General features: G+C 33.7%; 28 protein-coding genes. 4 read left to right on the top strand and 24 right to left on the bottom strand.

Annotated features, from left to right (window positions below):
• Positions 1–189: 189 nt before the first annotated feature.
• From ACWNMY_RS00535 to ACWNMY_RS00595, 13 genes are all read right to left on the bottom strand, one after another.
• Entirely contained in the window at positions 190–1,062 is an 873-nt protein-coding gene (locus ACWNMY_RS00535; RefSeq protein ID WP_449536338.1) for an alpha/beta fold hydrolase, read from the bottom strand.
• A gap of 359 nt (positions 1,063–1,421) precedes the next feature.
• Positions 1,422–1,763 carry a hypothetical protein gene (locus tag ACWNMY_RS00540; protein WP_449536339.1) on the bottom strand — a complete coding sequence of 114 codons (342 nt, stop codon included), beginning with the start codon at positions 1,761–1,763 and terminating at the stop codon, positions 1,422–1,424.
• 581 nt (positions 1,764–2,344) lie between these two features.
• Entirely contained in the window at positions 2,345–3,223 is an 879-nt protein-coding gene (locus ACWNMY_RS00545) for an SMP-30/gluconolactonase/LRE family protein (RefSeq protein ID WP_449536340.1), read from the bottom strand.
• A gap of 184 nt (positions 3,224–3,407) precedes the next feature.
• Positions 3,408–4,214, bottom strand: coding sequence for an aldo/keto reductase (locus tag ACWNMY_RS00550; protein WP_449536341.1), 807 nt, complete (start codon positions 4,212–4,214; stop codon positions 3,408–3,410).
• Positions 4,215–4,513: 299 nt separating this feature from the next.
• Positions 4,514–4,744, bottom strand: coding sequence for a hypothetical protein (locus ACWNMY_RS00555; RefSeq protein WP_449536342.1), 231 nt, complete (start codon positions 4,742–4,744; stop codon positions 4,514–4,516).
• A gap of 345 nt (positions 4,745–5,089) precedes the next feature.
• Entirely contained in the window at positions 5,090–5,644 is a 555-nt protein-coding gene (locus ACWNMY_RS00560) for a hypothetical protein (protein ID WP_449536343.1), read from the bottom strand.
• A gap of 209 nt (positions 5,645–5,853) precedes the next feature.
• On the bottom strand, positions 5,854–6,474 hold the full coding sequence (locus ACWNMY_RS00565; protein WP_449536344.1) for an HAD family hydrolase: 621 nt from the start codon (positions 6,472–6,474) through the stop codon (positions 5,854–5,856).
• Positions 6,475–6,696: 222 nt separating this feature from the next.
• Positions 6,697–7,644, bottom strand: coding sequence for a LacI family DNA-binding transcriptional regulator (locus ACWNMY_RS00570; RefSeq protein ID WP_449536345.1), 948 nt, complete (start codon positions 7,642–7,644; stop codon positions 6,697–6,699).
• 35 nt (positions 7,645–7,679) lie between these two features.
• Entirely contained in the window at positions 7,680–7,988 is a 309-nt protein-coding gene (locus ACWNMY_RS00575; RefSeq protein WP_449536346.1) for a hypothetical protein, read from the bottom strand.
• A gap of 326 nt (positions 7,989–8,314) precedes the next feature.
• On the bottom strand, positions 8,315–8,623 hold the full coding sequence (locus ACWNMY_RS00580; RefSeq protein ID WP_449536347.1) for a hypothetical protein: 309 nt from the start codon (positions 8,621–8,623) through the stop codon (positions 8,315–8,317).
• A gap of 171 nt (positions 8,624–8,794) precedes the next feature.
• The gene (locus tag ACWNMY_RS00585) at positions 8,795–9,310 is read right to left on the bottom strand and encodes an AAA family ATPase (protein ID WP_449536348.1); all 516 of its coding nucleotides are present in this window, start codon (positions 9,308–9,310) and stop codon (positions 8,795–8,797) included.
• Between the two features lie 280 nt (positions 9,311–9,590).
• Positions 9,591–10,232, bottom strand: a complete 642-nt coding sequence (locus ACWNMY_RS00590; protein ID WP_449536349.1) for a LysE family translocator — start codon at positions 10,230–10,232, stop codon at positions 9,591–9,593.
• 55 nt (positions 10,233–10,287) lie between these two features.
• The gene (locus ACWNMY_RS00595) at positions 10,288–11,073 is read right to left on the bottom strand and encodes a PhzF family phenazine biosynthesis protein (RefSeq protein ID WP_449536350.1); all 786 of its coding nucleotides are present in this window, start codon (positions 11,071–11,073) and stop codon (positions 10,288–10,290) included.
• 105 nt (positions 11,074–11,178) lie between these two features.
• On the opposite strand from ACWNMY_RS00595, the gene pdxR reads away from it, so the two are divergent.
• Positions 11,179–12,657: a MocR-like pyridoxine biosynthesis transcription factor PdxR gene (gene pdxR, locus ACWNMY_RS00600; RefSeq protein ID WP_449536351.1), complete on the top strand. Its 1,479-nt coding sequence runs from the start codon at positions 11,179–11,181 to the stop codon at positions 12,655–12,657.
• A gap of 191 nt (positions 12,658–12,848) precedes the next feature.
• Here the strand turns inward: pdxR and ACWNMY_RS00605 are convergent, their stop codons facing one another.
• A complete protein-coding gene (locus ACWNMY_RS00605) occupies positions 12,849–13,076 on the bottom strand; it encodes a cold shock domain-containing protein (protein ID WP_449536352.1) in 228 nt (75 codons plus the stop codon).
• A gap of 131 nt (positions 13,077–13,207) precedes the next feature.
• Between ACWNMY_RS00605 and ACWNMY_RS00610 the strand changes: the two genes are divergently transcribed.
• The gene (locus ACWNMY_RS00610) at positions 13,208–14,047 is read left to right on the top strand and encodes a tyrosine-type recombinase/integrase (protein ID WP_449536353.1); all 840 of its coding nucleotides are present in this window, start codon (positions 13,208–13,210) and stop codon (positions 14,045–14,047) included.
• An 88-nt stretch (positions 14,048–14,135) separates the two neighbouring features.
• Here ACWNMY_RS00610 and ACWNMY_RS00615 read toward each other — a convergent pair whose 3' ends face one another.
• The 10 genes from ACWNMY_RS00615 to ACWNMY_RS00660 all read right to left on the bottom strand — a co-directional run bounded on the left by ACWNMY_RS00615 (position 14,136) and on the right by ACWNMY_RS00660 (position 21,318).
• On the bottom strand, positions 14,136–14,513 hold the full coding sequence (locus ACWNMY_RS00615) for a hypothetical protein (RefSeq protein ID WP_449536354.1): 378 nt from the start codon (positions 14,511–14,513) through the stop codon (positions 14,136–14,138).
• Positions 14,514–14,599: 86 nt separating this feature from the next.
• A complete protein-coding gene (locus ACWNMY_RS00620) occupies positions 14,600–15,094 on the bottom strand; it encodes a VanZ family protein (protein ID WP_449536355.1) in 495 nt (164 codons plus the stop codon).
• 108 nt (positions 15,095–15,202) lie between these two features.
• Complete coding sequence (locus ACWNMY_RS00625) at positions 15,203–15,988, bottom strand: permease prefix domain 1-containing protein (protein WP_449536356.1); 786 nt, start codon at positions 15,986–15,988, stop codon at positions 15,203–15,205.
• Positions 15,989–16,608: 620 nt separating this feature from the next.
• Positions 16,609–17,571 (bottom strand): LacI family DNA-binding transcriptional regulator, encoded by a 963-nt coding sequence (locus ACWNMY_RS00630; protein WP_449536357.1) that lies wholly within the window; start codon positions 17,569–17,571, stop codon positions 16,609–16,611.
• A 363-nt stretch (positions 17,572–17,934) separates the two neighbouring features.
• The gene (locus ACWNMY_RS00635) at positions 17,935–18,651 is read right to left on the bottom strand and encodes a class I SAM-dependent methyltransferase (protein WP_449536358.1); all 717 of its coding nucleotides are present in this window, start codon (positions 18,649–18,651) and stop codon (positions 17,935–17,937) included.
• Between the two features lie 274 nt (positions 18,652–18,925).
• Positions 18,926–19,300 (bottom strand): VOC family protein, encoded by a 375-nt coding sequence (locus ACWNMY_RS00640; RefSeq protein WP_449536359.1) that lies wholly within the window; start codon positions 19,298–19,300, stop codon positions 18,926–18,928.
• Between the two features lie 252 nt (positions 19,301–19,552).
• A complete protein-coding gene (locus ACWNMY_RS00645; protein ID WP_449536360.1) occupies positions 19,553–19,966 on the bottom strand; it encodes a hypothetical protein in 414 nt (137 codons plus the stop codon).
• A 131-nt stretch (positions 19,967–20,097) separates the two neighbouring features.
• On the bottom strand, positions 20,098–20,439 hold the full coding sequence (locus ACWNMY_RS00650) for an ASCH domain-containing protein (protein WP_449536361.1): 342 nt from the start codon (positions 20,437–20,439) through the stop codon (positions 20,098–20,100).
• A gap of 57 nt (positions 20,440–20,496) precedes the next feature.
• Complete coding sequence (locus tag ACWNMY_RS00655; protein WP_449536362.1) at positions 20,497–20,688, bottom strand: DUF6366 family protein; 192 nt, start codon at positions 20,686–20,688, stop codon at positions 20,497–20,499.
• 159 nt (positions 20,689–20,847) lie between these two features.
• Positions 20,848–21,318, bottom strand: a complete 471-nt coding sequence (locus ACWNMY_RS00660) for a DUF523 domain-containing protein (protein WP_449536363.1) — start codon at positions 21,316–21,318, stop codon at positions 20,848–20,850.
• Positions 21,319–21,680: 362 nt separating this feature from the next.
• Between ACWNMY_RS00660 and vanR the strand changes: the two genes are divergently transcribed.
• Entirely contained in the window at positions 21,681–22,385 is a 705-nt protein-coding gene (gene vanR, locus ACWNMY_RS00665) for a VanR-ABDEGLN family response regulator transcription factor (protein WP_449536364.1), read from the top strand.
• On the top strand, positions 22,378–23,472 hold the full coding sequence (gene vanS / locus ACWNMY_RS00670; protein WP_449536365.1) for a vancomycin resistance histidine kinase VanS: 1,095 nt from the start codon (positions 22,378–22,380) through the stop codon (positions 23,470–23,472). The genes vanR and vanS overlap by 8 nt, the downstream gene beginning before the upstream one ends.
• Positions 23,473–23,593: the final 121 nt, after the last annotated feature.

Genomic DNA, 23,593 nt, shown 5'->3' on the forward strand with positions numbered 1-23,593 from the left:
AATAAAATTTATCCTATCTTACCATATTCTCGTATCTATTTTTATTTAACTATTTGAATAGCTTACTAACTTCAACAAAAGGGTGCGTAGTCCTCTCGGAACAACGCTACCCTAAAGTCTACAAACAATTATTCACACCTATGTAAAAAACAGAAAAAAGTAAACGTAGCGGCCATTTGGCAGCTGTAACTAAATCGCGATAATACGTTGGGACTTAAGAAATGAAATCAGTTTTTGGTTCGTTTTTTCTACTGATTTTCCAATCCAAATTAAATGTCCCCACGCATCAACTATATATAACTCTGATTTAGCTATTTTTTCATGAGCCGTCTGTGGGTGTTCAAGTGAAATAAAACCGTCATATTCACTGTGAATAATCAGAGTTGGACTTTCGATAGATTTATAATCTTGTTCCTTTATATCTTTCGATTGCTTAAGATCAATAAGGAACCCATGACCAGAACGTTGTCGTGCATTCATCTTTGTAAATTCTGCCACATCGCTACCTTCAGATTTCAGTTGGATGTCTTTGTTGCTTAGAGAACTAAACTGTGGAGCCATCATTTTAAACATAGCATTTGGAAATAGATGGCTAAGTCCACTAAGCAGCCTCCATGTAACCCCTTCAATAAAAGGCTGAAAAATAATATGAGCTGCTTTATACTCTAGGTCTTTGTTTGTCAACCATTCCTTTGAGACTGCACTTTCTAAAATAAGACTCTTTACTTTTTCTGGAAACATAGATGCAAAACGTATTCCAGTTGGACCGCCCGCTGAAATTGCTATAATATGGACTTGATCTACTTGTAGATGTTCTAGTAAGTGTTTATAATGCTCACATGCCTTTGTTAAACTTTCCCCTACTTCTTTAGATGTACTTCCATACCCTGCTCTTGAAGGTGTAATTATCGAGTAACCATGATCTAGTAGTGATTTATATCCAAATTCTTCGTTGCAATTTGAGTGTCCACCGTGGAAAATTAAAATAGGCTCCCCCTTACCGATTAAAGAATATTCAATTGTTATCCCTTCTCTACAATATTTCTCAATTATTCGTTCCATATTATCAGCTCCCATAGTGAATCTGCGCGTTTCCGGACTAAAAGTTTCATAACTTAATAGAATTCTTATTTAGATGGAGCTTGTAAGGGAGCCTTTAGAGAGTATTTAGCCTTCTCAAGTTAAACTCCATTTGGCAACTGGATCTATAAAATGAAAACTACCCTTTCGCTTACATACAATACTTCACTGTTATCTCTTACATGCACTAAAAATGGACTGTCTAAAACAACCTATCATTGCTCGATTATTTATATTAAATTATCACGAATTGTACTGGCGAATGTCGGCTTTAATCGACTTACCCCACCAAATAAGCTATAGGTAATAACTTGGTCGCTCCAGTGTACAGTCTATATCGTTTAATTTGAGATAGTGACTTTGATTATAGACTTGATGTTGAACAGGAATATTACCCACCATACTAATAAAAATAAATAACCTATAATTGTGAAAATGGACCAAGTAGCACCTTGTTGCAATTGACTAACTAAGTGTTCATATTCATCAATGCCAGGTGCTCTGCCTATGCTGTTTACAATACTTACTATTGGAATAAATACAACTAACACAATGGCTAAAATGGACAATATGGACAATATCTTATTTTTATTCTTCACAAGACTATATATAGCAGTTCCTAATGTTGTTAATAGAAACAAGTAATATAAATTCCAAAACCAAATAGGAAGAGTCTCCCACATTTTTCGTTCCCCTTTTTATAAGATTTTTTACTCTCTGATAATATAATGCCATATTTTAACAGTTGGAGAACTTAAAAAACTATTACTAACAACAATCTTCATATACTAAAGGAATTAATTATTACCCACTTTCACTATCACACTTATTATCTCTCTTTTAATTATGTAATGTACTTTTATCTGTAAATTTATGTAACTGTTAATCTAACAATAACATGCAAAATGAAATTAACTTTATCAGTGTGGAGCGTACTGTGAGATAAAAATACAACAAAATAAATCTACCATAAAATGGTGAATTTATTTTGTTGTTCAACTATAGCTACCCGTTACTTTACGTGCATTTTTTCAGAGTCATTGCATTAATTCCAGGAATACTTCTCTGTTTAATTTAAACCGTAGGGTTCTTCCTTTGTTGGGAAAATGGATGGTCTACATTTGTTCTTCTTTTCCAATAAGCCCTTCTTCAACAAACTCATACAAGCCTTAAATGTATACCGGTAGGAAAAGAATGAAGAAGGGATCCATATGTTTACCTATTCACTTGTTGCTTAATAGGTTTTCTTCATCTTCCTTTAGTTCTACCCTCTAAATGAATAAGAGGGACTTCCTTTTATATCCATTTCAATTCGGAAAAGCCCTCCTGAATAAGGGTACTTAGTAAGCTGTTCTTCACTTAAATCCGACCTTGCTGTTGTTATATACAATTCTGTTAAATCTTTTCCTCCGAATACACACGATGTTACATTCAATGCTGGCACTTCTACAGAGCCTACTTGTTTTCCTGTTTTAGGATTCCATCTAGATACTTTTGAGCCACCCCAATGCGCAATCCACAACATTCCTTCTTCATCTATTGTCATTCCATCAGGGAGTCCTTCATCCTCTGGGAAGTTGATAATATCAATCGGATTACCAATTTCCCCCGTCTCAATAGTAAAATGAAAACAACAAACTTTTTTAGTTAGCGTATCGATGTAATACATAAACTTATTATCTGGGGACCAGGCTATCCCATTTGATAATCCAACATTCGTTACCTTTTTATGTACGTTACGATCTTTATCTAAGCAATAAAGAGCACCTTGCCCTTCTACATAGGATTTATCCATTGTACCTGCCCAAAAACGTCCATAAGCATCGCATTTCCCATCATTGAATCGATTATTTTTCATATGACTCTCTGGTTCATCTATAAGGGTAACTTCTTCCGTAGAATAATGTAAAAAATAAAAACCGTTTTCCAATACCACCACCGCTTCGTCTAAATTCCTCGGAACAATGGCTCCAACATATTGATCCAGCTGAATTTCACGGTTTAGATTTGTTACTGGATTAAAAATATTTATCTTTTTTTCTAAAACATCTACCCAATACAATAATTGTTTTCTGCTATCCCAACACGGCCCTTCTCCTAGGGTCGCTTTTGCATCTAGTACCAATTCTAATTCGCCTACCAATCAAAACCACCTCGTCCAGTTTTCATTATAAATACTTTGTTTTGTAATAAAGAGACGAATTCCTTCTTGAACTACTCAGCTTCGTTAGTTCAAGAAAAAGCGTTACTTCTCCAATCTCATTGTTTTGAGAAAAATCAAAATCCTAGCGATATAATTCATATCACTAGGATGAAGGACTAGCTAATTATAAACTTTCAATTTTTTCAATATCTTCTGCAGTTAATACGAAATCAAAAAGATCTAGATTAGCTGCTTGATTTTCTCTGTTGTGTGATTTCGGAATAACGATCACACCGCGTTGTATTTGGTATCTTAATAAGACTTGTGCTCCAGATTTGTTATAGGCTTTACCGATTTCATCCAACACTTCTTTTTGATGGGCTTCGGCTTTCATCGGACCCCACGCTACAGGTGTAATGCCCTCGTCTTTTAATACAGTTAGGAGCTCGCGATTAGGTTCTTTTAAGTTAATTTGTATTTGATTAACAGCCGGCTTCACTTTAGCGAATTCTTTCAATTCATCTAGATGATGTTTTCCAAAGTTTGAAACTCCAATTGCTTTTAACTTGCCAGCTTCGTAATATTCTTCAAAGACTTCCCACGTATTTTTAAGTTGCCCTTTGTCTTCAATCGGGAAGTGAATAAGAAGCAGATCGAGATAGTCTGTTTGGAAGTTTCTTAGACTGTTATCAATTGCTGCTCGAGTAGCTTCCTTTGAAGAAATATATTCTTCATTAGCTGGAACCTTTGTCGTAATGAATAACTCTTCTCGAGGCACATTGCTTTCTGCTAACACTCTTCCGACAAGTTCTTCGTTTCGATACATAATAGCTCCGTCTATTGATCGGTACCCTAACTCAAGTGCTGAAACAAGTTCAGGAATTTCATTTGTTAACTCACCGTTATACTCGTTATTTTCTTTTCCATACGTATTTGTACCCGTACCTACTATTGGCATTTTTAACCCATTATTAAGTGTTATGTATTCCATATATTTACGCACTCCCTCTGTATCCTTCTATCTACTTTACGTATTAAGTTCATCATATCAAATTATAGAATTTTCAAAAAGCAATATGTATCTGGATGTCCTCCCATTCCAAGTTTCAAAAATTTGGAAACTATCATATACAATTCCCTAGACTGTTCCAATTTATAATTGTCATACGTTCAATTCCTTCTGTAATTTAATAACTAACCTGTACCGTTAGTTTAATTACTTCAACAAAAAGGTGCGTAATCCTTCTTGGTTCAACTCACCTGTTTGTTACGTACACTTGAAACCTACCATTATCCAAAGTGAGTATGAAACCACCAAACAATAAGAATCATACTCACTATTCCCCAAGCTGTGCAACTCACTATCCTCCAAATTATGGATTTTGCTTTTGTTGAACTTTCCTTATCCTCCAAATTAGCTTTAATAAAAACGAGTTTAGTTTCCATTGCTTTTTTCATAGATATGAGTACAACAAATCCAATTATTATGAAACCAATAGTTATCCAAAGTAATAAGTCCACCTTTTATACCTCCTTTTTTTTGTGAATTACTTTCCTTTCAATCTACTTTATTCAATTATCCTGCTTCGTTCGTTTTCATAATGAAAGTGTTACTGCTTCAGAATTGTTTCGAATTGCTCATTTAAGATTTTTTACGTACTGCTTGTTGTAATTTTTGGTAAATTGCCTCATATTGTTGATTCTATTTGAATTTCTCTATTAAAATTAAAATTTAGAAGTCCTTGGACATTTGTTTTTTTAAAAATTTGGTCTAGGGACTTTCTTACATTTTTACCACTCATTACTGTTGCTTTTTCGTTAGTTAAATAAGGAATTCAACAAAAGAGGTGGTTAATCCTTCACCCGTTAATTGAAGTAATGGACTAATTCAATTTCATTATCGTTTCCATCTAATAGTATAAATTCATCAGGAAGAGGGTTCTCAAAATGGTCAGGTACTTTTTCGTATATAAGTAATGATTCGTCATCAGGCATATTCAATTTAAAGTCATGTATCTTATTTCTTGAATTGATTAAAATAGTGTTAATTTTCAAATTAGGGTTTTTCCCATACAAAACTATGTACTTACCTTCGCTTGTTTCTATTAAATGATTATTAATTAAACTCCCGCCATGACTACTCGTAACTATTTTCAACTTGCCATTTATTCCTTCAACAAGGTGAGCGTATCCATATCCTTCATGGAATTGAAATAATGATACAAATGATTTTGAGTCATCAAGTTGTACAACTTTTAGTATATTAGGTTCATAAACTTCCATATTATACCCTCTATTTAGCCAAACTTTTAACCTTGATTGGATAGCTTCTTTATCATTTTCAATTTTATATTCATTAAAAAAGTAAAATAAAAATCCAATGCCGAACACTAAAAGAAAAAATAATATTTTTATTTTCATTCTGACTTTATCCCTCTCCAAATTCTCTTATTATTTTCCACTAAACTGATTCGTTTGTTCAATAAGGAATTCAACAAAAAAGGTGGTTAATCCTTCTTAGATTAACGCACCCGTTAGTTTAACAAGATTCAACAAAAAAAGTCGTTCTTCTGTATGTTAGGGACCGACTTTTTTAAGGAACTTAGAATTTCTATTAGGTTTAAACTCAATCAGATTAAATTTAGTACATCCATTGGCTTGTTTAATACATAATCAGCTTTTTCAAAACCTTCTCTTGTCTTTGAACCCCATAAAGCAAGGGCGAATTTTACGCCAGCACTTTTTGCACATTGCATGTCGTATATAGAATCCCCAATGTATATTGCTTTATCATTCGGAACATTTAATTTTTCCAAACAAGCTAATAATGGTTCAGGATTAGGTTTATGCTTAACAGTATCACTTGCACAAATTATTTGCTCAAAGTAACTACTTAAGCCAAATGGTTCGAATCCTTCTTTTAATTCTCTTTTAGTTTTCGATGTAACAATACCAAGTTTTATTTTATTAAGGGTTAATTCTTTAATAACGTCTTCTATTTCTTCGAATACGGAAACTTCATGTAAAAAATCTAGTTCAGCATCAGAGCATTTTGACTGAACAACATCTATATTAGATACATTTAGTTTCTTTAAAGTTTCTTTACCTGGAATTCCTAAGGCAAATCTTAATTCATGTAATTCATATTCTTTCTTCACTTCTTCCTTTAAAACCTTTTGTAAAGCTTTGAGTACAACTTGCTCTGTATCCAAAATTGTGCCATCGATATCAAAAATAATAGATGTAACCAAAATAATCCCTCCTATTTTTCATCTTCTTACCACCGCTATATCGTTTTTCCGATAAACCCATAAGTGCCTCAAGCGGAAAGGACCATATTATTTAGATGTCACTTAATGCGCAGTATGTGGCCAATTGTTCAGCCAGCCTAACAATATAGAAAATGACATTTGTGGCTTTTAATGTTTCAAAAATAAAAATTTTATCTATGTTAAATAACACAAAAGATGGCTTTAAACAGAATCTCTTTCCACAATACGATAAGGTATTTTTACTTTTTCTCTAGATTTCTTTATCACTAAACTACAAGCTTGTTCACCGATTCTCGTTAACTGATGGTCTACTGTAGAAATACCCATGGCTATACCAATTGGTTGATTTTCTTGACCAATGATTGCTAAATCAGTAGGGATTTTCAATTGTTGCGACTTAGCATATAAATACATACCACCAGCCACCTCATCTCCATTCGCATAGATAGCTGTTGGTCTTTCCAGTAAATGCAGTAATTGTCCCGCTGCTTCATATCCGTCTTCTAAGCTGTGACAACTTGAAATATGATATTCAGATTTAAGTTCACCAAAAATCTCATTGTAAGCATCAATCATTTGCCTCGTGCTATTGCTTTCCAGCCTAGCTGTTGTGAAAGCTACCGCATAATGCCCTTTGTTTTTTAATAATTGAAAGGCATCTAAATAAGAAGAATAGCGGTCCATAAAGGAACATCCTATTTCCTTGTGCTGCGTATATTCACAAGATACGATTGAACCATAATCACTATATGGAATAATCGTTTCCCAATCATTTGCTCTTGAAGTGATAATGATGCCATCATACAGCTTGCTTTTTAATTTTTGCAGATACTCCACTTCTTTTTCTTTACTATAATTTGAAGGAAGTACCGTAATCAAAAAATCATTCTCTAATGCCTTGTTCAGTATACCGTTTAATATTTGATCAAATGCTGGATTGTTGTTATATGGGAGAATAACGCCTATTGTTCTTGTTTCTCCTCGAATTAAATCAATTGCATTTTTATTTGGTGTATAGTTCATTTCTTCAATAACTTTAAGAACAGACTCTCTTTTATCACTAGCAACATACTTATAATTGTTAAGGACTCTAGAAACAGTAGAGACGGACACACCTGCTAATCGTGCAATATCGTTAATATTTGTCATCACTTATCTCCCACATATACTTGATGTCAAGGAACCTATGCAGTTCCATTTAATTTTTGAAAAGCTTTTATAAAGTAAAGGAGGTTTCCATTGTAAGCCCATCTTACCGCAATCCTGTGTTCTCCTACAATAAGTGTAGAATGTTCAATATCCCTCATTTCTCCTACTAACCAGAAAGATGATTCTTCCACATTTATTAGTCTATTGCTTACTACATATATTCTTTTATTGGTTAAATACAACTCTCCAAAGCTGACATTATGTGTTCCATCAAAGATTTCCAATAACCCTGTAAGGGTAGTTAGTACATGTTCATCTTGTTGAAGGTTAATTGTCCTGTTCATCTTTCTTCCTCCTTAAGTTGAAAGTGAGCTTACTTTCACTCTAATTTATGAAATGCATTTCAAGTCAAGGGGAAAAAGTTAAACATAACCTTGTTTTCAAAAGCAGCTACACTGATCCAGAATAGACTTTGGTTAAGTATTAAATTATCCATTCTTCAACTAACCTGCTCCTTTAGTACAATAAGAAATGCCATACCCCTTTGTTAAAGTATCGCACCCGTTACTTTAAGTACAATTTTTCACAAACTTTCTTTTAGTGAGAAATAAACGACCTTCTTCTTGAAGAGTCACACCAGTTCGTTAAAACAATTCTGTATCAAAATAATTTAGCCCCACCACATCGCACAAACAAATACTGACCATATGGATACGCATATACCTATCATTCCAAAACCAAATATGTATATATGAGTAAATTCTTTATCAATTTTTTTTACTTTCATCATCAAATATGCCAATAAAGGGGTAACTAAGTATATGAGGACACTAATAACCGTAAAGATGGTTAAGTAATATATCGGAGGATTTGTATTAGCCATATGTTCATCCACAAAATAGGCTAAAGATTGTCCGTATACGCCTAATATAGTTGCAATTATCATTAACATCCATATAAAATAATGCTCCTTTTTCAATTCCCATGCCCCCTTAGCAAATACAAGGCAACACATCTAACCTTAGTGTAATTTTACACTAATTATAACAAATAACCCCCCTGATTGGAAATATTTTTTATTAAACTATCCTGCCCCTTTAGTTCAATAACTTAAAAAATAAACGATAACCCTTATTGGATCATCGTCACTTTAGTTGAAGTATTTTTTAATTACATTTGTGTTGTTAATAACTTCTATCTTGTCTTTATGTATGTCGTATCTGTTGAAAAAATTAACTTTCCCTACATCTTCAAAATATCGGTTCCATTTAAACATTTTAAAAAATATTTTTAATGATGGTTTGTAATTTGACTTCTCTAATCTAAGTATTTGTTTAAGAAACCTCTTTATTATTCGGTAGGTTCTTATGGAATATCTTGTATCTAAAAAAATAATCAAATCTGCACTATGAAAACAATCGCTAACCCAATCCTCATTGTGTACTCCTTCAATTATCCAACTTTCAGATTGTATTATACTACTTAGATACACTTCTCTTTCCTGCTCAGTTCTTCTTATATCTCCAGACTTATTCCTTATCCAAACTATATTATCTAATTCGTAATAAGGTATTTCTAACTTTGAAGATATTTCTTTTGCTAATGTTGTTTTACCACTTCCAACAGAACCAATAATATGTATTTTTTTGGGGGGTGTTTTTTTCATAAGACCACCTAATCCATAATAATTTGTTTTTAAAACACATCCTATTTAGGATTATGACTTACTATTTATAATTTAAATTAAAAATAGATTCATTATTAAACACTGCTGCACCGTTAGTTAAATAATTCACCAAAAAGTGCATTAATCCTTCTTGGTTCAACGCACCCTATAGTTTAAGTGAAAAAATTCACATATTCTTCATTTAGATTCATGTCCCCAGTTAGTGCAAAGTACCAATATCATCCTTGCCTATATCTAAGATTGAAACAATAATCTAAAATTAATTTTTTCCAAGTGCTAACTTTATGCCTAAATATATTAGTGCAATACCAGAAACTCGGTCAAAGATTCTTTCTACAGAAGGTTTTTTAAACCACGAACTTATGTAAGTAAGAATGTAAAGATATAAAGTAAACCACAATAAAACAGTTATTATAAAAAGCCCTGCGAGTATCACTGACTGCAGAATTATATTTCCTTGTAAATCAATAAACTGTGGAAGAAAAGAAATATAAAACATAATGGCTTTAGGATTTAGAAGTGTACTTGCTAATCCTTGGAAATAAGAAGATTTTTTTTGAGCAACTTGTAATTCAGCCCCTACAGTCGATTTAATTTCTATGTTTTCTTTTTCCTTATTCTTTATACTAGATAGGATTGCCTTAATTCCTAGATAAAGAAGGTAAACACCTCCAGTATATTTGATTACTTCAAAAAGCACTATAGATTTTGCAATAACGGCCGTGAACCCCAGGATAGAAGCTGTTGCATAAATAATATGTCCTGTCACAACTCCGTATGAAGTCATACGACCTGCATGTCTATTAATTGCAAGTGCATTTTTAGTAATCAAAATAAAGTCAGGCCCTGGAGTTATAATGATAATAAGGGATACAAAAATAAACATATAATAATGTGACATACAAGCAAATCTCCTTCCATTCTTAAGAGATAAAAATCCAGGGTTAATGTTTTCGTTAGTAAATCTCAATTTTTAATTCGGCTACTGAATATAGAACTGCTCTACCAGCCATCTTTACTCGAGTATCCTCATGTTTACAGTAAAGCGTTCCTCCTCTACTTGATAATTGTCTAGCCACCATTTCCTTTTTTTCTAGCCTATTTGCCCAAAACGGAATTAAGCAGCAATGTAATGAACCTGTTACGGGATCTTCGTTTACTTTTAACTTAGGAAAAAACGCTCTGGAAACAAAATCGAATTCGCTTCCTTGCGCCGTAACGCAAACACCCAAGCCTTCTGGCAATGTTTCTAATTTTGCAAAGTCAGGGCTTACGTTTCTGACTTCTTCCTCGGACTCTAATACGAAAACTAAATCTCTATTCAAAAATGTTTCCTTTGGTACGATTCCCAAAGCACTGATCATTTGCTCAGTAACAGAAAGCTGTTCCGAAGGAACAGAAGGGAAATCCAGTTCATATAAATCATCTTGCTTATTTACGGTCAACTCTCCACTAATTGTGCTGAACTTAACGCTATCTAATTGCATCTCATAATAATTAAGAATGATAAATGCTGTTGCTAACGTCGCGTGCCCACAAAGGTTAATTTCTCCTCCAGGTGTAAACCATCTCAGTCCATAATGTGTGCCCTCTTTTACTGCAAATGCCGTTTCCGACAGGTTATTTTCAATGGCTATTTTCTGCATAAGTTCATCTGAAATCCAATCATTCATGATACATACTCCAGCTGGGTTTCCTTCAAAAACCTTTTCTGCAAAAGCATCAACTACAAAATATTTCATCTCAATTCCTCCAGTGTTATAATGTGTTTAATAATTTAATGGTATTCTACATCTGTTTGTGTATAACACTCAACAGCCATGTATAACACTTAAAGGAGTAAACTCATGCACATTGAAATTAATCGTAATGCTGACATATCATTAACGAAGCAAATATACCATTCGATTCTCGATCATATCCGTTCAGAACTCTTAGAAGAAGATTTTCAATTACCTTCTGTGCGTGAACTTTCAAAACAACTTGGAGTAAGTTTACTTACTGTTGTAAAGGCATATCAAAAACTAGAACATGAGGGATATATCACATCTGTTCAAGGAAAAGGAACCTTTATAAGAAAGACAAAAAATGAAGAACCAGAAAGGAAAGAAGGAACCGGTTCATACGATTGGCAACTTTCCGTTCAAGATTATTTACCTAGGTCTCAATTTGCTCGTTTTCATCAAGTCCCTGAAAAAATTCATCTTTCATCTTCTATGTTAGACCCTGGACTCCTACCTAATCGATATTTAGAGCAAGAAATTCATAAAATGCTATCTGAGAATCAAAAAATTCTATCAAAATATGGAGAAATTCAAGGAGATAAAGAGCTTAGACATGCTATGAATGAGTATTTAAAAAGAATGGATGTTCCAACTATCCCAGACAATATTTTAGTTACAAGTGGTTCGCAACAAGGAATAGACCTTGTTGCTCGTACATTTGTTGGACCAGGTGATGTGGTAGTCATGGAAGCCCCAACTTATCCAGGAGCTATTGATGTGTTTCGTGGAAGAGGTGCAACAATCCTTACGGTACCTGTTGACAGTGATGGAATGCGGATAGATTTATTTCAGAATTTGTGTGATAAATATAAACCCAAAATTATTTATACTGTACCTACGTTTCACAATCCAACAGGTGTAGTAATGCCCACAAAACGCCGCAGACAAATTCTTGAAATTGCTAAAAGTACGCAGTGTTTAGTGATTGAGGATGATCCATGTAGTGAAATCTATTTTGAAAGAAAACCACCTGCATCGATGAAAAGTTTGGACCAAGACGGTCATGTCATTTACTTGAAAGGTTTAAGCAAAATATTAGCTCCAGGATGTAGAATTGGAATATTAGCTGCTTCTGGTTCAATATTTAAACGTCTATTAGCTGCCAAGGCTAACGCAGACTTAGGGAGTCCATTACTAACACAAAAAGCTATCAGTCGTTTTATTACTTCAAATAGAATGATGGATCATCTAAAAAAATTAAGAACAGCTCTAAAGATAAGGCGTGATCTAGTCTTAGAGATTCTATCAAAACATTCACCTGAAGAGGTTTCTTGGTTTATTCCAAAGGGAGGATTAAACGTTTGGCTCACTCTTCCTTCTTGGATTAATACTGATCACCTTTTATTAGAAGCAAAGAAAGAGCAAATTACTTTTTTACCTGGGTCAGCTTGTTACCCTTCTGAACAAGAAAATCATCATTTAAGACTGAGCTATTCTTTTATGAATGAGATACACTTAAAACAAGGTGTTACTACCATTTGTAACATCCTTCAGTCCGCAATTGACTTAAGCAAAAAACAAGATAGCACACCACATTTTTGATTGAAAGTATCATATTGACTCGTTATAGAGCCAAAAAAATAAAACCCCATTTCTCTAGAATGGGGTTTATAAATATCTACTGTGAATTGTGTTGCTCTTTTCTCCAATAATTTTAAATGTCTTATTCAACTAACCTGCCCGTTAGTGAAAAAGCATTCTGTATTTCACAGAAACGATCAAGTTAGTTAATCTTATTTACAAATTTTCTTAACATTTACAGCTCTGCGTGATTGTTCATTTAAATTTGGATTTTCTTCAAGGTCAAATAATACAGCCTCACCAGTTGTAAGTGATTTAAACCCATCCATAAGAATACTACTGAAGTGCACCCAAGCATCAGCTTCTCCCTCAATTGAAATCCAGCCCCACCCCTCTTCTTCATTAAAAATTTTACATACTCCTTTTAAGTTAGATCTCATTTTATAACCTCCAATATGACATTTTCTTGTTCAACTAAACACTGAGAGTTTAATAGGATCTTACGTTTAAATTTCTAGAATCAGGTCAATAATTCCTTTTAAAATAGAATTTTAAAAGGGAGAGATATATTTTGTTACTGTCAAAAGCATGGGATACTTATGAATCGGATAAGCGAATAGAGGGATTTTCACCTCAAACTTTAAAAGCGTATCAACTTCAGGTCAATCTACTAATTCGTCATTTTGGAGATGTAGAAATTGATTTACTTTCAACAGACCAATTAAAGGCTTACCTCTCCAAGTCTAGTAAAACATTAAAACCTTCATCATTAGCACATCGTGTTCGTTCAATGAAATCACTCTTTCGTTGGACACATGAAGAAGGACATGTCAGTAAAAATCCAGCAGCCAAGATTAAAGAACCAAAGTTAGGGAAAAGAATCCCAAAATTTTTAACAGATAGGGAAATCGAACATCTTCGTGAAGCATGTTTGACACCTATGGAGAAAGCTCTATTTGAGTTTATGTTTTCAACAGGATGTAGGATTGGTGAGATCGTAACACTCGATATGAATAGCGTTAATTGGTCTAATCACTCAGCAATTGTTAAGGGGAAGGGTGATAAGGAAAGGGAAGTATATTTTAATATTCGCTGTGACATTTGGCTTAAACGATATATAGAAAGTCGAGAAGATAATGATGGAGCTGTATTCGTAACCGAAAGAGATCCTCATCGAATGAGCAAAGCACAAATGAGATATATCATTAAACGAATATCAAAACGGACAGGTATTAACAAAGTAATCCATCCGCACCAATTAAGACACAGTTATGCGACTCACTTACTAAATAATGGTGCACCCATTGAAGTGATACAGAGTTTGATGGGACATGAAAAAAGTGAAACTACACGGATATATGCTGAACTAAGTGGTCGTCTCAGAAAAGAGTTTTATCAAAAATATTTCTAACAAATATAATGGAGCAACTAGTTTTAATAACTGGTTACTCCATTAAATTAATTTAATGCACCCGTTTGTTGAAAAGACTCAAAAGTAATTAAAACTTTGCAATTTTAACAAGAACATAATTTTTAGTCCACATTTGAGTAGTAGCAATTAGTTCTTCTCCATCTTTTTCAAAGAACAAGCCAGCACCATCTTTTTCTTTAAATTCCCATCCATTTGAGACAACCATTTGTTTAATATTTTCGTCAGCAATCGAAATACCTCTATTCTCGCTACTTGTGATATACCAAATAGAATCGCCTTCTACTGCAATTTCAGCTATTTTACTATCCGATTCTTTTAGTTTATCAATTGCATCTTTTGCTGATAAGTTTTCTATTGGAAGAGCTGGATAGTATAATTTATTTACAAATATGAACGCAGCAATAACAACTATTACAATACTAAGTATAAGTCCAACCTTTTTCATCTAATTCCTCCCCTTTTTCGTTTCAAATCAAAATATTTTCAAATCCGTTCTTACACTATCGCACCCGTTACTTTAAGTATAATTATTCACAAACTATTTGGTTGAATTTTAGTTCTATTTATTAATTGTTGAATAGATTTCAACTTCCAAATTGAAAAACCAATCAAAGCCCCAAACATATTTAGGATGAAGTCATCGACATCAAAACTTCCTCTTCTTGTAATTAATTGTACTACCTCAATAACGAATAACATGATTACCATTGTTAATAAAAATACACTTATTTTGTTGATTTTACCTATAAAGTAAGGCAGATAGATTCCCATTGGTAAAAACATAAAAGCATTTCCAAAGAGGTTTTGAATGGGTATATTCATATTCATCCTACCATCAAAAATCGCTGTAACATATGTTGTTATTGTTTTAAATGGGATTAAGTTTGAAGACGATTTGATATATTCTATCAATGACAAGTCAGTCCCGATATATCTTAATCTAACACCTAAAAATAATAGAACTATTAATGCAAACAAATATATCACAAAACTTATACTTATCATTACTCTAAATACTTTTATCATATTATCCTCCTTCAATTTGTCTCCTCCGTTTTTCAATAAGATATTAACTAATTGTTTTAGATTGCACCCTTTTCCCAAATAAAAAATAAGCCAAGTAACCGAATATATTTAAGAAAGCAAAAGCAAAAACCAGCCAACATTTAGTCGTTTATGATGATATGCATTGATCGTTGCCCAAATAGTAAACAAAGTCGCATAAATCGCAAAACCGATTAATGAAACAACAGGTGCAAACGCAATAAGTTGTTTTGATTCCATTTGTACATACCATTCATTGTCATTGTCTATATACCCTAAATCAATTAACATCCAATTTTTTTCATCAGAAGGCGATTTTCCGATTCGATAAACTGGTATAGCTTCATCTAAGTGATGCGAAATTGTGCCTGTTTCTGATACTTTCTCGACATCAGACATCTTGTAAATTTTAAGATTTAAGATTTGATTTTTATTTTGTACTAAAGCATCAATTTCTTCTTTCGCATCTTTGGAAACTGTTTCTTTACCTTCTAAAATACCAACTGTTTTTTCTGCACCAATTATTTTTTCAGCGACAGCATCATTCTCCTTCATATCCGCTACATCCAACGCCCATAAAACTACACAGATAACGGAAGTTAGGACAAAAAATGATAATGCTATATGGAGCACCCGTTTAGCAAATATCCTTTGTACATTAAATATATGACGGACAATAGATCGCATTTCTTGTTCTCCACCGAAACGTTCAATGGCAAGTTCAATGGCTTCTTGCTCTGTTTTCCCCTCGGATTTTAACTCGTGGACTGCCTCTAATAAATGATTTTTCATTTCTTCTTTTAACTCTTGAATTTCTTTTTCATTACCACCTATACCCTGATACACTTCATCAACAAATACTTCAATTTTCTTCATACTTGTCTCCCCCTTCCAAAACCTCCTTAAGTTCAGAACCTTATCTATCTTCGCTCCAATAATGAATAAGCGTTTCTATTGTTCCAGAAACCACCCCTATAGTTGAAGAACTTACTAAGGAGCACATCATTGGGCGATTATCTATAGTAAACTATCATGTTGCTTCTTCATTACACCACCTCAAAGGCTATTGCTCATTTTATAAATAGTAGAAAAATGGACTTAGATTGTACAATCCCCTTTTAACATACTGAATATAGTAAATATGTGTTCATTACTAATATTTTCAAGGGAGTGACAACAATGAAAGATAAAAAACATCATCATAAGGATCAGGATAATCACAAAAAGGATAAAAAACATCATCACAAAGATCAGGATAAGCACAAAAAGGATAAAAAACATCATCACAAAAAAAATAAATGTAAATGTGAATGCAAATATAAGTACAAGTATAAGTACAAATATAAGCATAAGAAATAAACGCTACCAATCGTAAGGAGGGAGGGTTCTTTAGTAGAATCCTCTCCTATCACCTACCTACCTGCTTTTCTTTTATTGCGTTATTTCTCTAAGGTCCTGCAGACCTACTAGTACGTGGATAATGTTACTCCTTATTGCTATACGGTTTGCCGTTCTATTAACTTGACTACGATCTCTTCGTGAGATTTTTTTGTACGGTTGATTGCTTGATGAAATAATTTTCTACCAATCTCAACCAAAGGGATTTCAAGTGTTGTAATGTGCATAATTTTCGCAATTGGTTGGTTATCAAATCCCATGATTGCTAGTTCATCCGGTATTACGATACCCTTTTCCTTACAGTAGGTTAGTATTCCCGCAGCAACGATGTCACTAGAAACTAACAGTGCGGTTGGAGGATTGTCCATTTTTGTTATCTGCTGTACCACTTTTACTCCGTCCTCAAATTTGAGACAATTCGTAAATATGTAATTAGGGTCAAACGGCTTATTTCTTTTTCTCAAATATTCCTTGTATGCCATTGCCCTTTGTAAACTATTTGTACCCGATGTTCTTCCAATGCAATAGCCAATCTTTTCATGCCCTTTATTATGAAGATATTCTAATGCAAGTAAGAAACTTTTATAATGATCGATAAATGTGGACGATACATTTTGACCTCTAGAATCTTCACAGAGAACGATCGGTCCATATTGTACATACTCATTAATTACATCCCAACTGCAACTTTTTGAACAAATGATTAAAGCATCTATTTGTTTATGTTGTAACATCTTTAACGCTTCAATCTCTCGATTTACCTCATAGTTCGTTTGGAACAGAACCAACTTGTAATTGTTTGTAACAGCCTCGCTCGCTATTCCTTCAACTAATAATCCGAAGTAAGGGTGATTTGTAAAAGGAATCACCACCCCTATAAGTAGAGTTTCTCCTTTGCTTAAATGAACTGCATTAATATTGGGTTGGTAATTGGTTTCCTCAATAGCCCGTAAAACAGCTTCCCTTTTTGCTTCACTGACATATGGATGATTATTTAACACACGGGATACTGTTGTTACTGATACTCCTGCCCTCTTCGCAATATCCTTTATATTTGCCAAAGTGTGTGTCCCCTTACATAAAATACGATATTTTTCTTGATGTGAAACGCGTTTCATCATTTACAATCATTTTGTATAAAAGCAAGATGATGAGGAGTGAAAAAAATGTTTGTGATTAACGGTATTTTGTGCTTATTTTTCTTATGTGTTTCTATTCTATTCTTAGCATCATTTCCAATTTATCAATATAAAAAAAATAAGACAAACGAAAAAACAAAAGACTATTACAGTCTTTTATTTGAGGTTTTTGAAGAAAACATTCCTTATAAAAGTAAATCACAAAACTGATATGTACTAGTTTAGGGATTTGAGTTATCACTCAAGTCCCTTTGCTCATAATTTTCTATTTAAGACCTCTTATTTTTATTTTACGCTATGAAAAATAAATGATCTTGCTTCTACAGTTGCATGCTTAAACTCCCAATCACCATAAACTTGGATTTGCGAAAACCCTACTCGTTGCAGTGATTCATGGATTTCTTCTTTTGTTCGAAATTTTAATTGCATTTTTTCATGAATGAGTACTTCATCTGTTCGTGCATTTTTCACAGTTTCATAAAACGTATAAACATCTTCTACAAACCCCTCGTATTCTGTCCAAATTTCAAGTGGTTCGCCAGTCTCCTGGTGTATTGCAAGATCAGGTGTCATATCATTTTCCCACTGTTCCCACACTTTTGCTAAGGGGTTACGTGTATCAAAAATAAAATGTCCCCCTGGTTTTACTGCTCGATAAACGTCCGAAATGACTTGTTGCCAACTTTTATCTGTAAGAAATACTTGTGCGACATTTGCTGTCATGATAACAGCATCAAACGAATTTGTTTGTAAATTTGAGCTATCACCAACAATCCATGTCACCTCGCCTGGAAAATCCTTATTTTTCGCATATTCAATTGCTTCATTATTCGGATCAACAGCTGTAATATGATAGCCCGCTTTCGCAAAATGAGAAGTTAACCTTCCAGTTCCACAGCCCAAATCAGCTATTTTTTTTACTTTAACTTTTTTTAATAATGCTAAAAAGAAATCATCGTCTTTGCCCCAATGATTAATTTGGTCATATACTAAAGGAATCATCTATTTACCCACTTTCATTTTCACACTTATTCTTTCTCTACCATTTTTGCAATGTACTTTTACCAGTAGATTTTCCTCGCTATTCAATAACTCTCCTCCCTCACTTTATGTAACTTTTAATCTAACAATAACATGCAAACTTATATAAACTTTATCAATGTGGAGGGTAATATGAGATAAAATACAACAAAATAAGTCTACCATAAAATGGTAGACTTAACGTTGTATTGTTCATCTAAAGCTACCCGTTAATGAAATAAGGAAATTTATAATCCTACCAGTGTACTTGAAGTTTATTACCATTTGGATCATAAAAGTGGAAAAAGGCATGACCATTATCTTCTTGTATATCCTCTACCTTAACTTGATTATTAATTAGGTGTTGGTGAAATTCAGATAATTCTGGGCTTGTAAAGCCGATACTGAAAGCTGATTCATTATTCACTGTAAAATGTGCAAATGTGTCATCGTCAGTTGGGACTAGGATAAGTAAAAGAGGTCCCTCATTTACTTTAATAATCGCAAATGGATCATCAGTAATGCTTAATAACTGAAACCCTAATACATCTCTATACCATTGTGCAGACTGTTCTAAATCTTTTACAGGAATTCTAATATAATGTACTTGTTCAATGAATGATTTACTCATATTTACCTCTCCTTAATTTAATCTGCTGTATCAAGTTATTCCTTATTTATAACCCCTATCCCTTTCCAATGTATTAAATTAACCTGCTTCTTTACTTCAACAAGAAAAGCCACTAATCCTGCTAGAATCAGTAGCTGCACTCCTTTTATATTCTCACCCGTTTGTTGAAGAAGAGTGACAATCACTCCCGTTCAATTTTTTTATATAATCTTTAATTCCAAATAAATGGCGTGAACTCTATTATTTTCCAATCTAATCTTCATTGACTAATATCATATTAATTGGATTTATAGTTGGAGTTGTTACATATCGTACAGAACCTATCATTATACTATTTGCATCAAATCCTATTTCATATGAGGCTTTATCTGTTTTTATAACTAAAGTCGTCAATATTTCAGGGAGTTTATGTGTATTAATCTTTTCTAGTTTTATTTTTTCATTTAAAATACTATCTATCAATTTAGTGTCATCAATTGTTGCTGAAGCAGTTTTCGTAACAAGTGGTATTTGGCTATAAACTGTTATTTGCCCAACCTTTTCATCTTCCTCAATTAAATTTGCTATGACTTCTTCGTATGTAGTTTTTTTTGATTGTTCATATAAAAAGTAGCCAACTATACTAAGTATAATGACTATGATACCAACAATTTGTCTCTTGTTCATATGGCCACCCCCCGTATTTAACAAAGATTCTTCAGCTAAACTGCATCGTTAGTTGATTAACTTCAACAAAAAAGTGCATTAATCCTTCTTGGATCAACGCACCCTTTAGTTAAAGATCCTTTATTTCATATTTAATATTTAATTTTAATAGCTAATGTTCCCCATTCCTTTTCTTGTTCTGGACTATAAATTTCATATGTTCCATTTACCATTTCTTCCATTGTCCAACCTTCACAATCAAAATCTTTAAAAGGTATATCTTCATACATTTCCTTAAAGGTGTCATATTTCCTAAGTTCAATTACTTGTACTTGCAGAGTTTCATCTTGTTCAGGAACTTTTATAAATTCAATAGTATCGCCGACTTTTATTTTCCTTCTTTTTTCATCGTTCAAGCGAACCTCCACTGACTTTCGTCCTTCTTTAATTGATTTAAAATATTCACCATATAAACCCATTTGATGTACAGTCACTCTAATTCACCTCTTTATACAAATTACCGACTTATTATGCTAAACTGCTTCGTTAGCTTAATAAGAACACCGAGAGAGAACAAACAGTCCTATAATAACAATTACTAAGGTAATAACCTTTGTTAGACACCCACTTTTTGCAATTGTACTTGGGTCACCAACCATTGAACGGTTAACGGAATCGGCTAAATTACTTAACGGATTTCTTTTCCATTCTGTTTCGCGTATTTTTTCTTCATCTTTCCCCATTAACTAACCATCCCCGTAAATTTAATATTCTCACTCTACTTAAATTAATTTTACGAAAATTGCTCACACAAAGTTTCATTTTTCTTCAACTAACCTGCCCCGTTAGCTCAATAACTACAATTAAAATAAGCGATAATCATTCTTGGACAACCGCACCCGTTATTTAAATAACTCAAAGGAACTTTCAACAAATTGTTCTTCAGAAATAACTTGTAAACCATTTCTCTTAAGTAAGGATGAAGTAACTCCATTACCAACAATTTTCTTACCCTTAAATTCACCGTTATATATCATTGAACTGCCACAGGATGGGCTATTCTCCTTGAGAACAACTATTGTTGCGTTTATTTTTTTAGCTTTTTCTAAAGTCGCATAAGCTCCTTTTATGTAAAGTTCGGTTACGTCTTTACCAGATTGCTCCACCACTTTAGCCCTTCCATCCAGCACATCTTCTCCGTCTCCGCCTACTATTTCAGCAGGTTCCCTTGGGGTTGAAAATCCACCAAGCAGTTCGGGACAGATAGTAACAGCTTTATTCTCTCCAACTAATTTATTTATCCTATTATCTAAGCTATGTGTACCGTTGTACCTTACTTCTAATCCAGCTAAACAAGAACTGACCAAAATCATGAACTTCACCTCACATCTTAAATGAATCCGTACATCGTCATCCTTTTTATACTAAATTGCACCGTTAGTAAAATAAATTCAACAAAAAGGTGCTTTAATCCTTCTTGGATCAACGCACCCTTTAGTAGATCTACTATAAAGTATTACTCAGTATTATGTTTCACGTTGTTTATATCCTATTAATATATCCAACTATCGTTCACAATTTCTTGCAATTCTCTCACCTATAAACCCACATAAAAACCCTCGTGAAGCTGGATCAGGTCATCTTGTATCATCCCTCCCCTTCTATTTCTAGTAAAAATGATTTATTCTATAGGAAGTTGAACAAACAGTTGTATGAATTATTGAGGTGGATAACATTGAATCCTATTTTAATAGTGGATGATGAAAAAGAGATTGCTGATTTAGTGAAGTTTTATTTGATGAATGAAGGCTATGATGTTCAAGTATTTTATGATGGAAAGCCCGCCTTAGAGTATATTCAGACTCATGAGCTGGAGCTTGCCATTTTGGATGTGATGCTGCCTAATGTGGATGGGTTTACAATCTGCCAGAAGATTCGTGAGAACTATCATTATCCTGTCATTATGCTGACAGCAAAAATTGAAGATATCGACAAAATTACTGGACTTACACTTGGTGCCGATGATTACATTACAAAGCCATTTAACCCGCTTGAAATGGTGGCAAGAGTGAAAGCCCAGCTGCGTCGCTACAAACGATACAACTCAAACAATAGTCTTATTACAGAGCCTGCACAGGCTGCTAAGGAATACGACTTTTCAGGACTGGTCATAAATCAGGATACCCATAAATGTACACTTTATGGAAAGCCTCTCTCCTTAACTCCCATCGAATTCTCGATTCTGTGGCATTTATGTGAAAACAAAGGGAAGGTTGTTTCGTCTGAGGAATTGTTCGAAGCAGTGTGGGGCGAAAAATATATAGATAACAACAATACAGTGATGGCCCATATTGCACGTTTGCGGGAAAAAATGAAGGAACCTTCGAGAAAACCAAAGTTTATTAAAACGGTATGGGGAGTTGGCTATACAATTGAATAGAGAGAGTGTAGCAAGTAGCGGCTTAACTGGTAAGACATTCACGAAATTTTTTATAACGATCTTTCTTTTTACCGTTGGTTTAGCAACAGCTATTGTTGTGGCCTATTACATATTGAGCAGTTTTATCTGGTATCCAAATGATTTTCTATACATTCTGCTCCGTCCAATTCGCAATAACCCAATCCCTTTTATACTCATAACATGGATGATCGGCTTTATTATAATCTTTATGTACTATTGGAGAAAAACGCTCAACTATGTCGATCAGATAGTGGATGCAAGCAGAAATCTAGCTTCTGACAAAAGTGATTACATCCGTTTACCTACTGAATTAAAGCAAGTGGAAGAACGGATGAATGCTATCAAGCAGGAATCCATCCGTAACGCCAGGTTAGCAAAGGAAGCAGAACAACGGAAAAACGACCTGCTCGTGTACTTGGCTCATGATTTGAAGACACCCTTAACGTCTGTAATTGGCTATGTAACGTTACTTCGAGATGAACAGCAAATTTCGGAAGAGCTCCGGGAAAAGTACTTATCCATTTCATTGGATAAAGCTGAAAGGCTCGAGGAATTAATTAATGAGTTTTTTGAAATTACACGTTTCAATTTAACTCAGTTAAGTCCTGAAATGAGCCATATTAATCTAACAAGGATGCTCGAGCAGATTACGTTTGAATTTAATCCGTTGTTTGCTGAAAAGAACCTAACCTGCCAGTTAGACATTGAAGACAATCTGGAAATCTCCTGTGATGTGAATAAAATGGAGCGTGTCTTTGACAACTTAATTCGCAATGCCATTAATTATAGCTATGAAAACAGTCCAATCATCATTCGCTCTAAGAAGGACAATGAGTATTTACAGCTTCATTTTATAAACAATGGTCCTGTTATACCAAAAGACAAGCTCGGTCGCATCTTTGAACAATTCTATCGATTGGATACATCACGTGGTACGAAAACAGGAGGAGCAGGTCTTGGGCTTGCGATTGCCAAAGAAATTGTAGAATTACACGGAGGCACCATTTCCGCACAAAGCGAGGAAGAGAAAGTCGAATTCATCGTAAGACTCCCTCTTTCAACGTAAGAAAATCGTAAGAATTAAAGAAGAAAAACGTATTATTTCCTTGAGGATATACGAAAACATAACACTTTTTGTTTTAGTACGATACAAGTACAGAAACAAAAAGTGTTTTTTTTTATCTATA

The organism is Ferdinandcohnia sp. Marseille-Q9671, from assembly GCF_976954385.1.

Coding starts and splice junctions, on each gene's coding strand:
- ACWNMY_RS00535 (WP_449536338.1), bottom strand. CDS start 1,062: ATGGAACGAATAATTGAGAAATATTGTAGAGAAGGGATAACAATTGAA.
- ACWNMY_RS00540 (WP_449536339.1), bottom strand. CDS start 1,763: ATGTGGGAGACTCTTCCTATTTGGTTTTGGAATTTATATTACTTGTTT.
- ACWNMY_RS00550 (WP_449536341.1), bottom strand. CDS start 4,214: ATGGAATACATAACACTTAATAATGGGTTAAAAATGCCAATAGTAGGT.
- ACWNMY_RS00560 (WP_449536343.1), bottom strand. CDS start 5,644: ATGAAAATAAAAATATTATTTTTTCTTTTAGTGTTCGGCATTGGATTT.
- ACWNMY_RS00570 (WP_449536345.1), bottom strand. CDS start 7,644: ATGACAAATATTAACGATATTGCACGATTAGCAGGTGTGTCCGTCTCT.
- ACWNMY_RS00575 (WP_449536346.1), bottom strand. CDS start 7,988: ATGAACAGGACAATTAACCTTCAACAAGATGAACATGTACTAACTACC.
- ACWNMY_RS00585 (WP_449536348.1), bottom strand. CDS start 9,310: ATGAAAAAAACACCCCCCAAAAAAATACATATTATTGGTTCTGTTGGA.
- ACWNMY_RS00590 (WP_449536349.1), bottom strand. CDS start 10,232: ATGTCACATTATTATATGTTTATTTTTGTATCCCTTATTATCATTATA.
- ACWNMY_RS00595 (WP_449536350.1), bottom strand. CDS start 11,073: ATGAAATATTTTGTAGTTGATGCTTTTGCAGAAAAGGTTTTTGAAGGA.
- pdxR (WP_449536351.1), top strand. CDS start 11,179: ATGCACATTGAAATTAATCGTAATGCTGACATATCATTAACGAAGCAA.
- ACWNMY_RS00605 (WP_449536352.1), bottom strand. CDS start 13,076: ATGAGATCTAACTTAAAAGGAGTATGTAAAATTTTTAATGAAGAAGAG.
- ACWNMY_RS00615 (WP_449536354.1), bottom strand. CDS start 14,513: ATGAAAAAGGTTGGACTTATACTTAGTATTGTAATAGTTGTTATTGCT.
- ACWNMY_RS00620 (WP_449536355.1), bottom strand. CDS start 15,094: ATGATAAAAGTATTTAGAGTAATGATAAGTATAAGTTTTGTGATATAT.
- ACWNMY_RS00625 (WP_449536356.1), bottom strand. CDS start 15,988: ATGAAGAAAATTGAAGTATTTGTTGATGAAGTGTATCAGGGTATAGGT.
- ACWNMY_RS00635 (WP_449536358.1), bottom strand. CDS start 18,651: ATGATTCCTTTAGTATATGACCAAATTAATCATTGGGGCAAAGACGAT.
- ACWNMY_RS00640 (WP_449536359.1), bottom strand. CDS start 19,300: ATGAGTAAATCATTCATTGAACAAGTACATTATATTAGAATTCCTGTA.
- ACWNMY_RS00645 (WP_449536360.1), bottom strand. CDS start 19,966: ATGAACAAGAGACAAATTGTTGGTATCATAGTCATTATACTTAGTATA.
- ACWNMY_RS00655 (WP_449536362.1), bottom strand. CDS start 20,688: ATGGGGAAAGATGAAGAAAAAATACGCGAAACAGAATGGAAAAGAAAT.
- ACWNMY_RS00660 (WP_449536363.1), bottom strand. CDS start 21,318: ATGATTTTGGTCAGTTCTTGTTTAGCTGGATTAGAAGTAAGGTACAAC.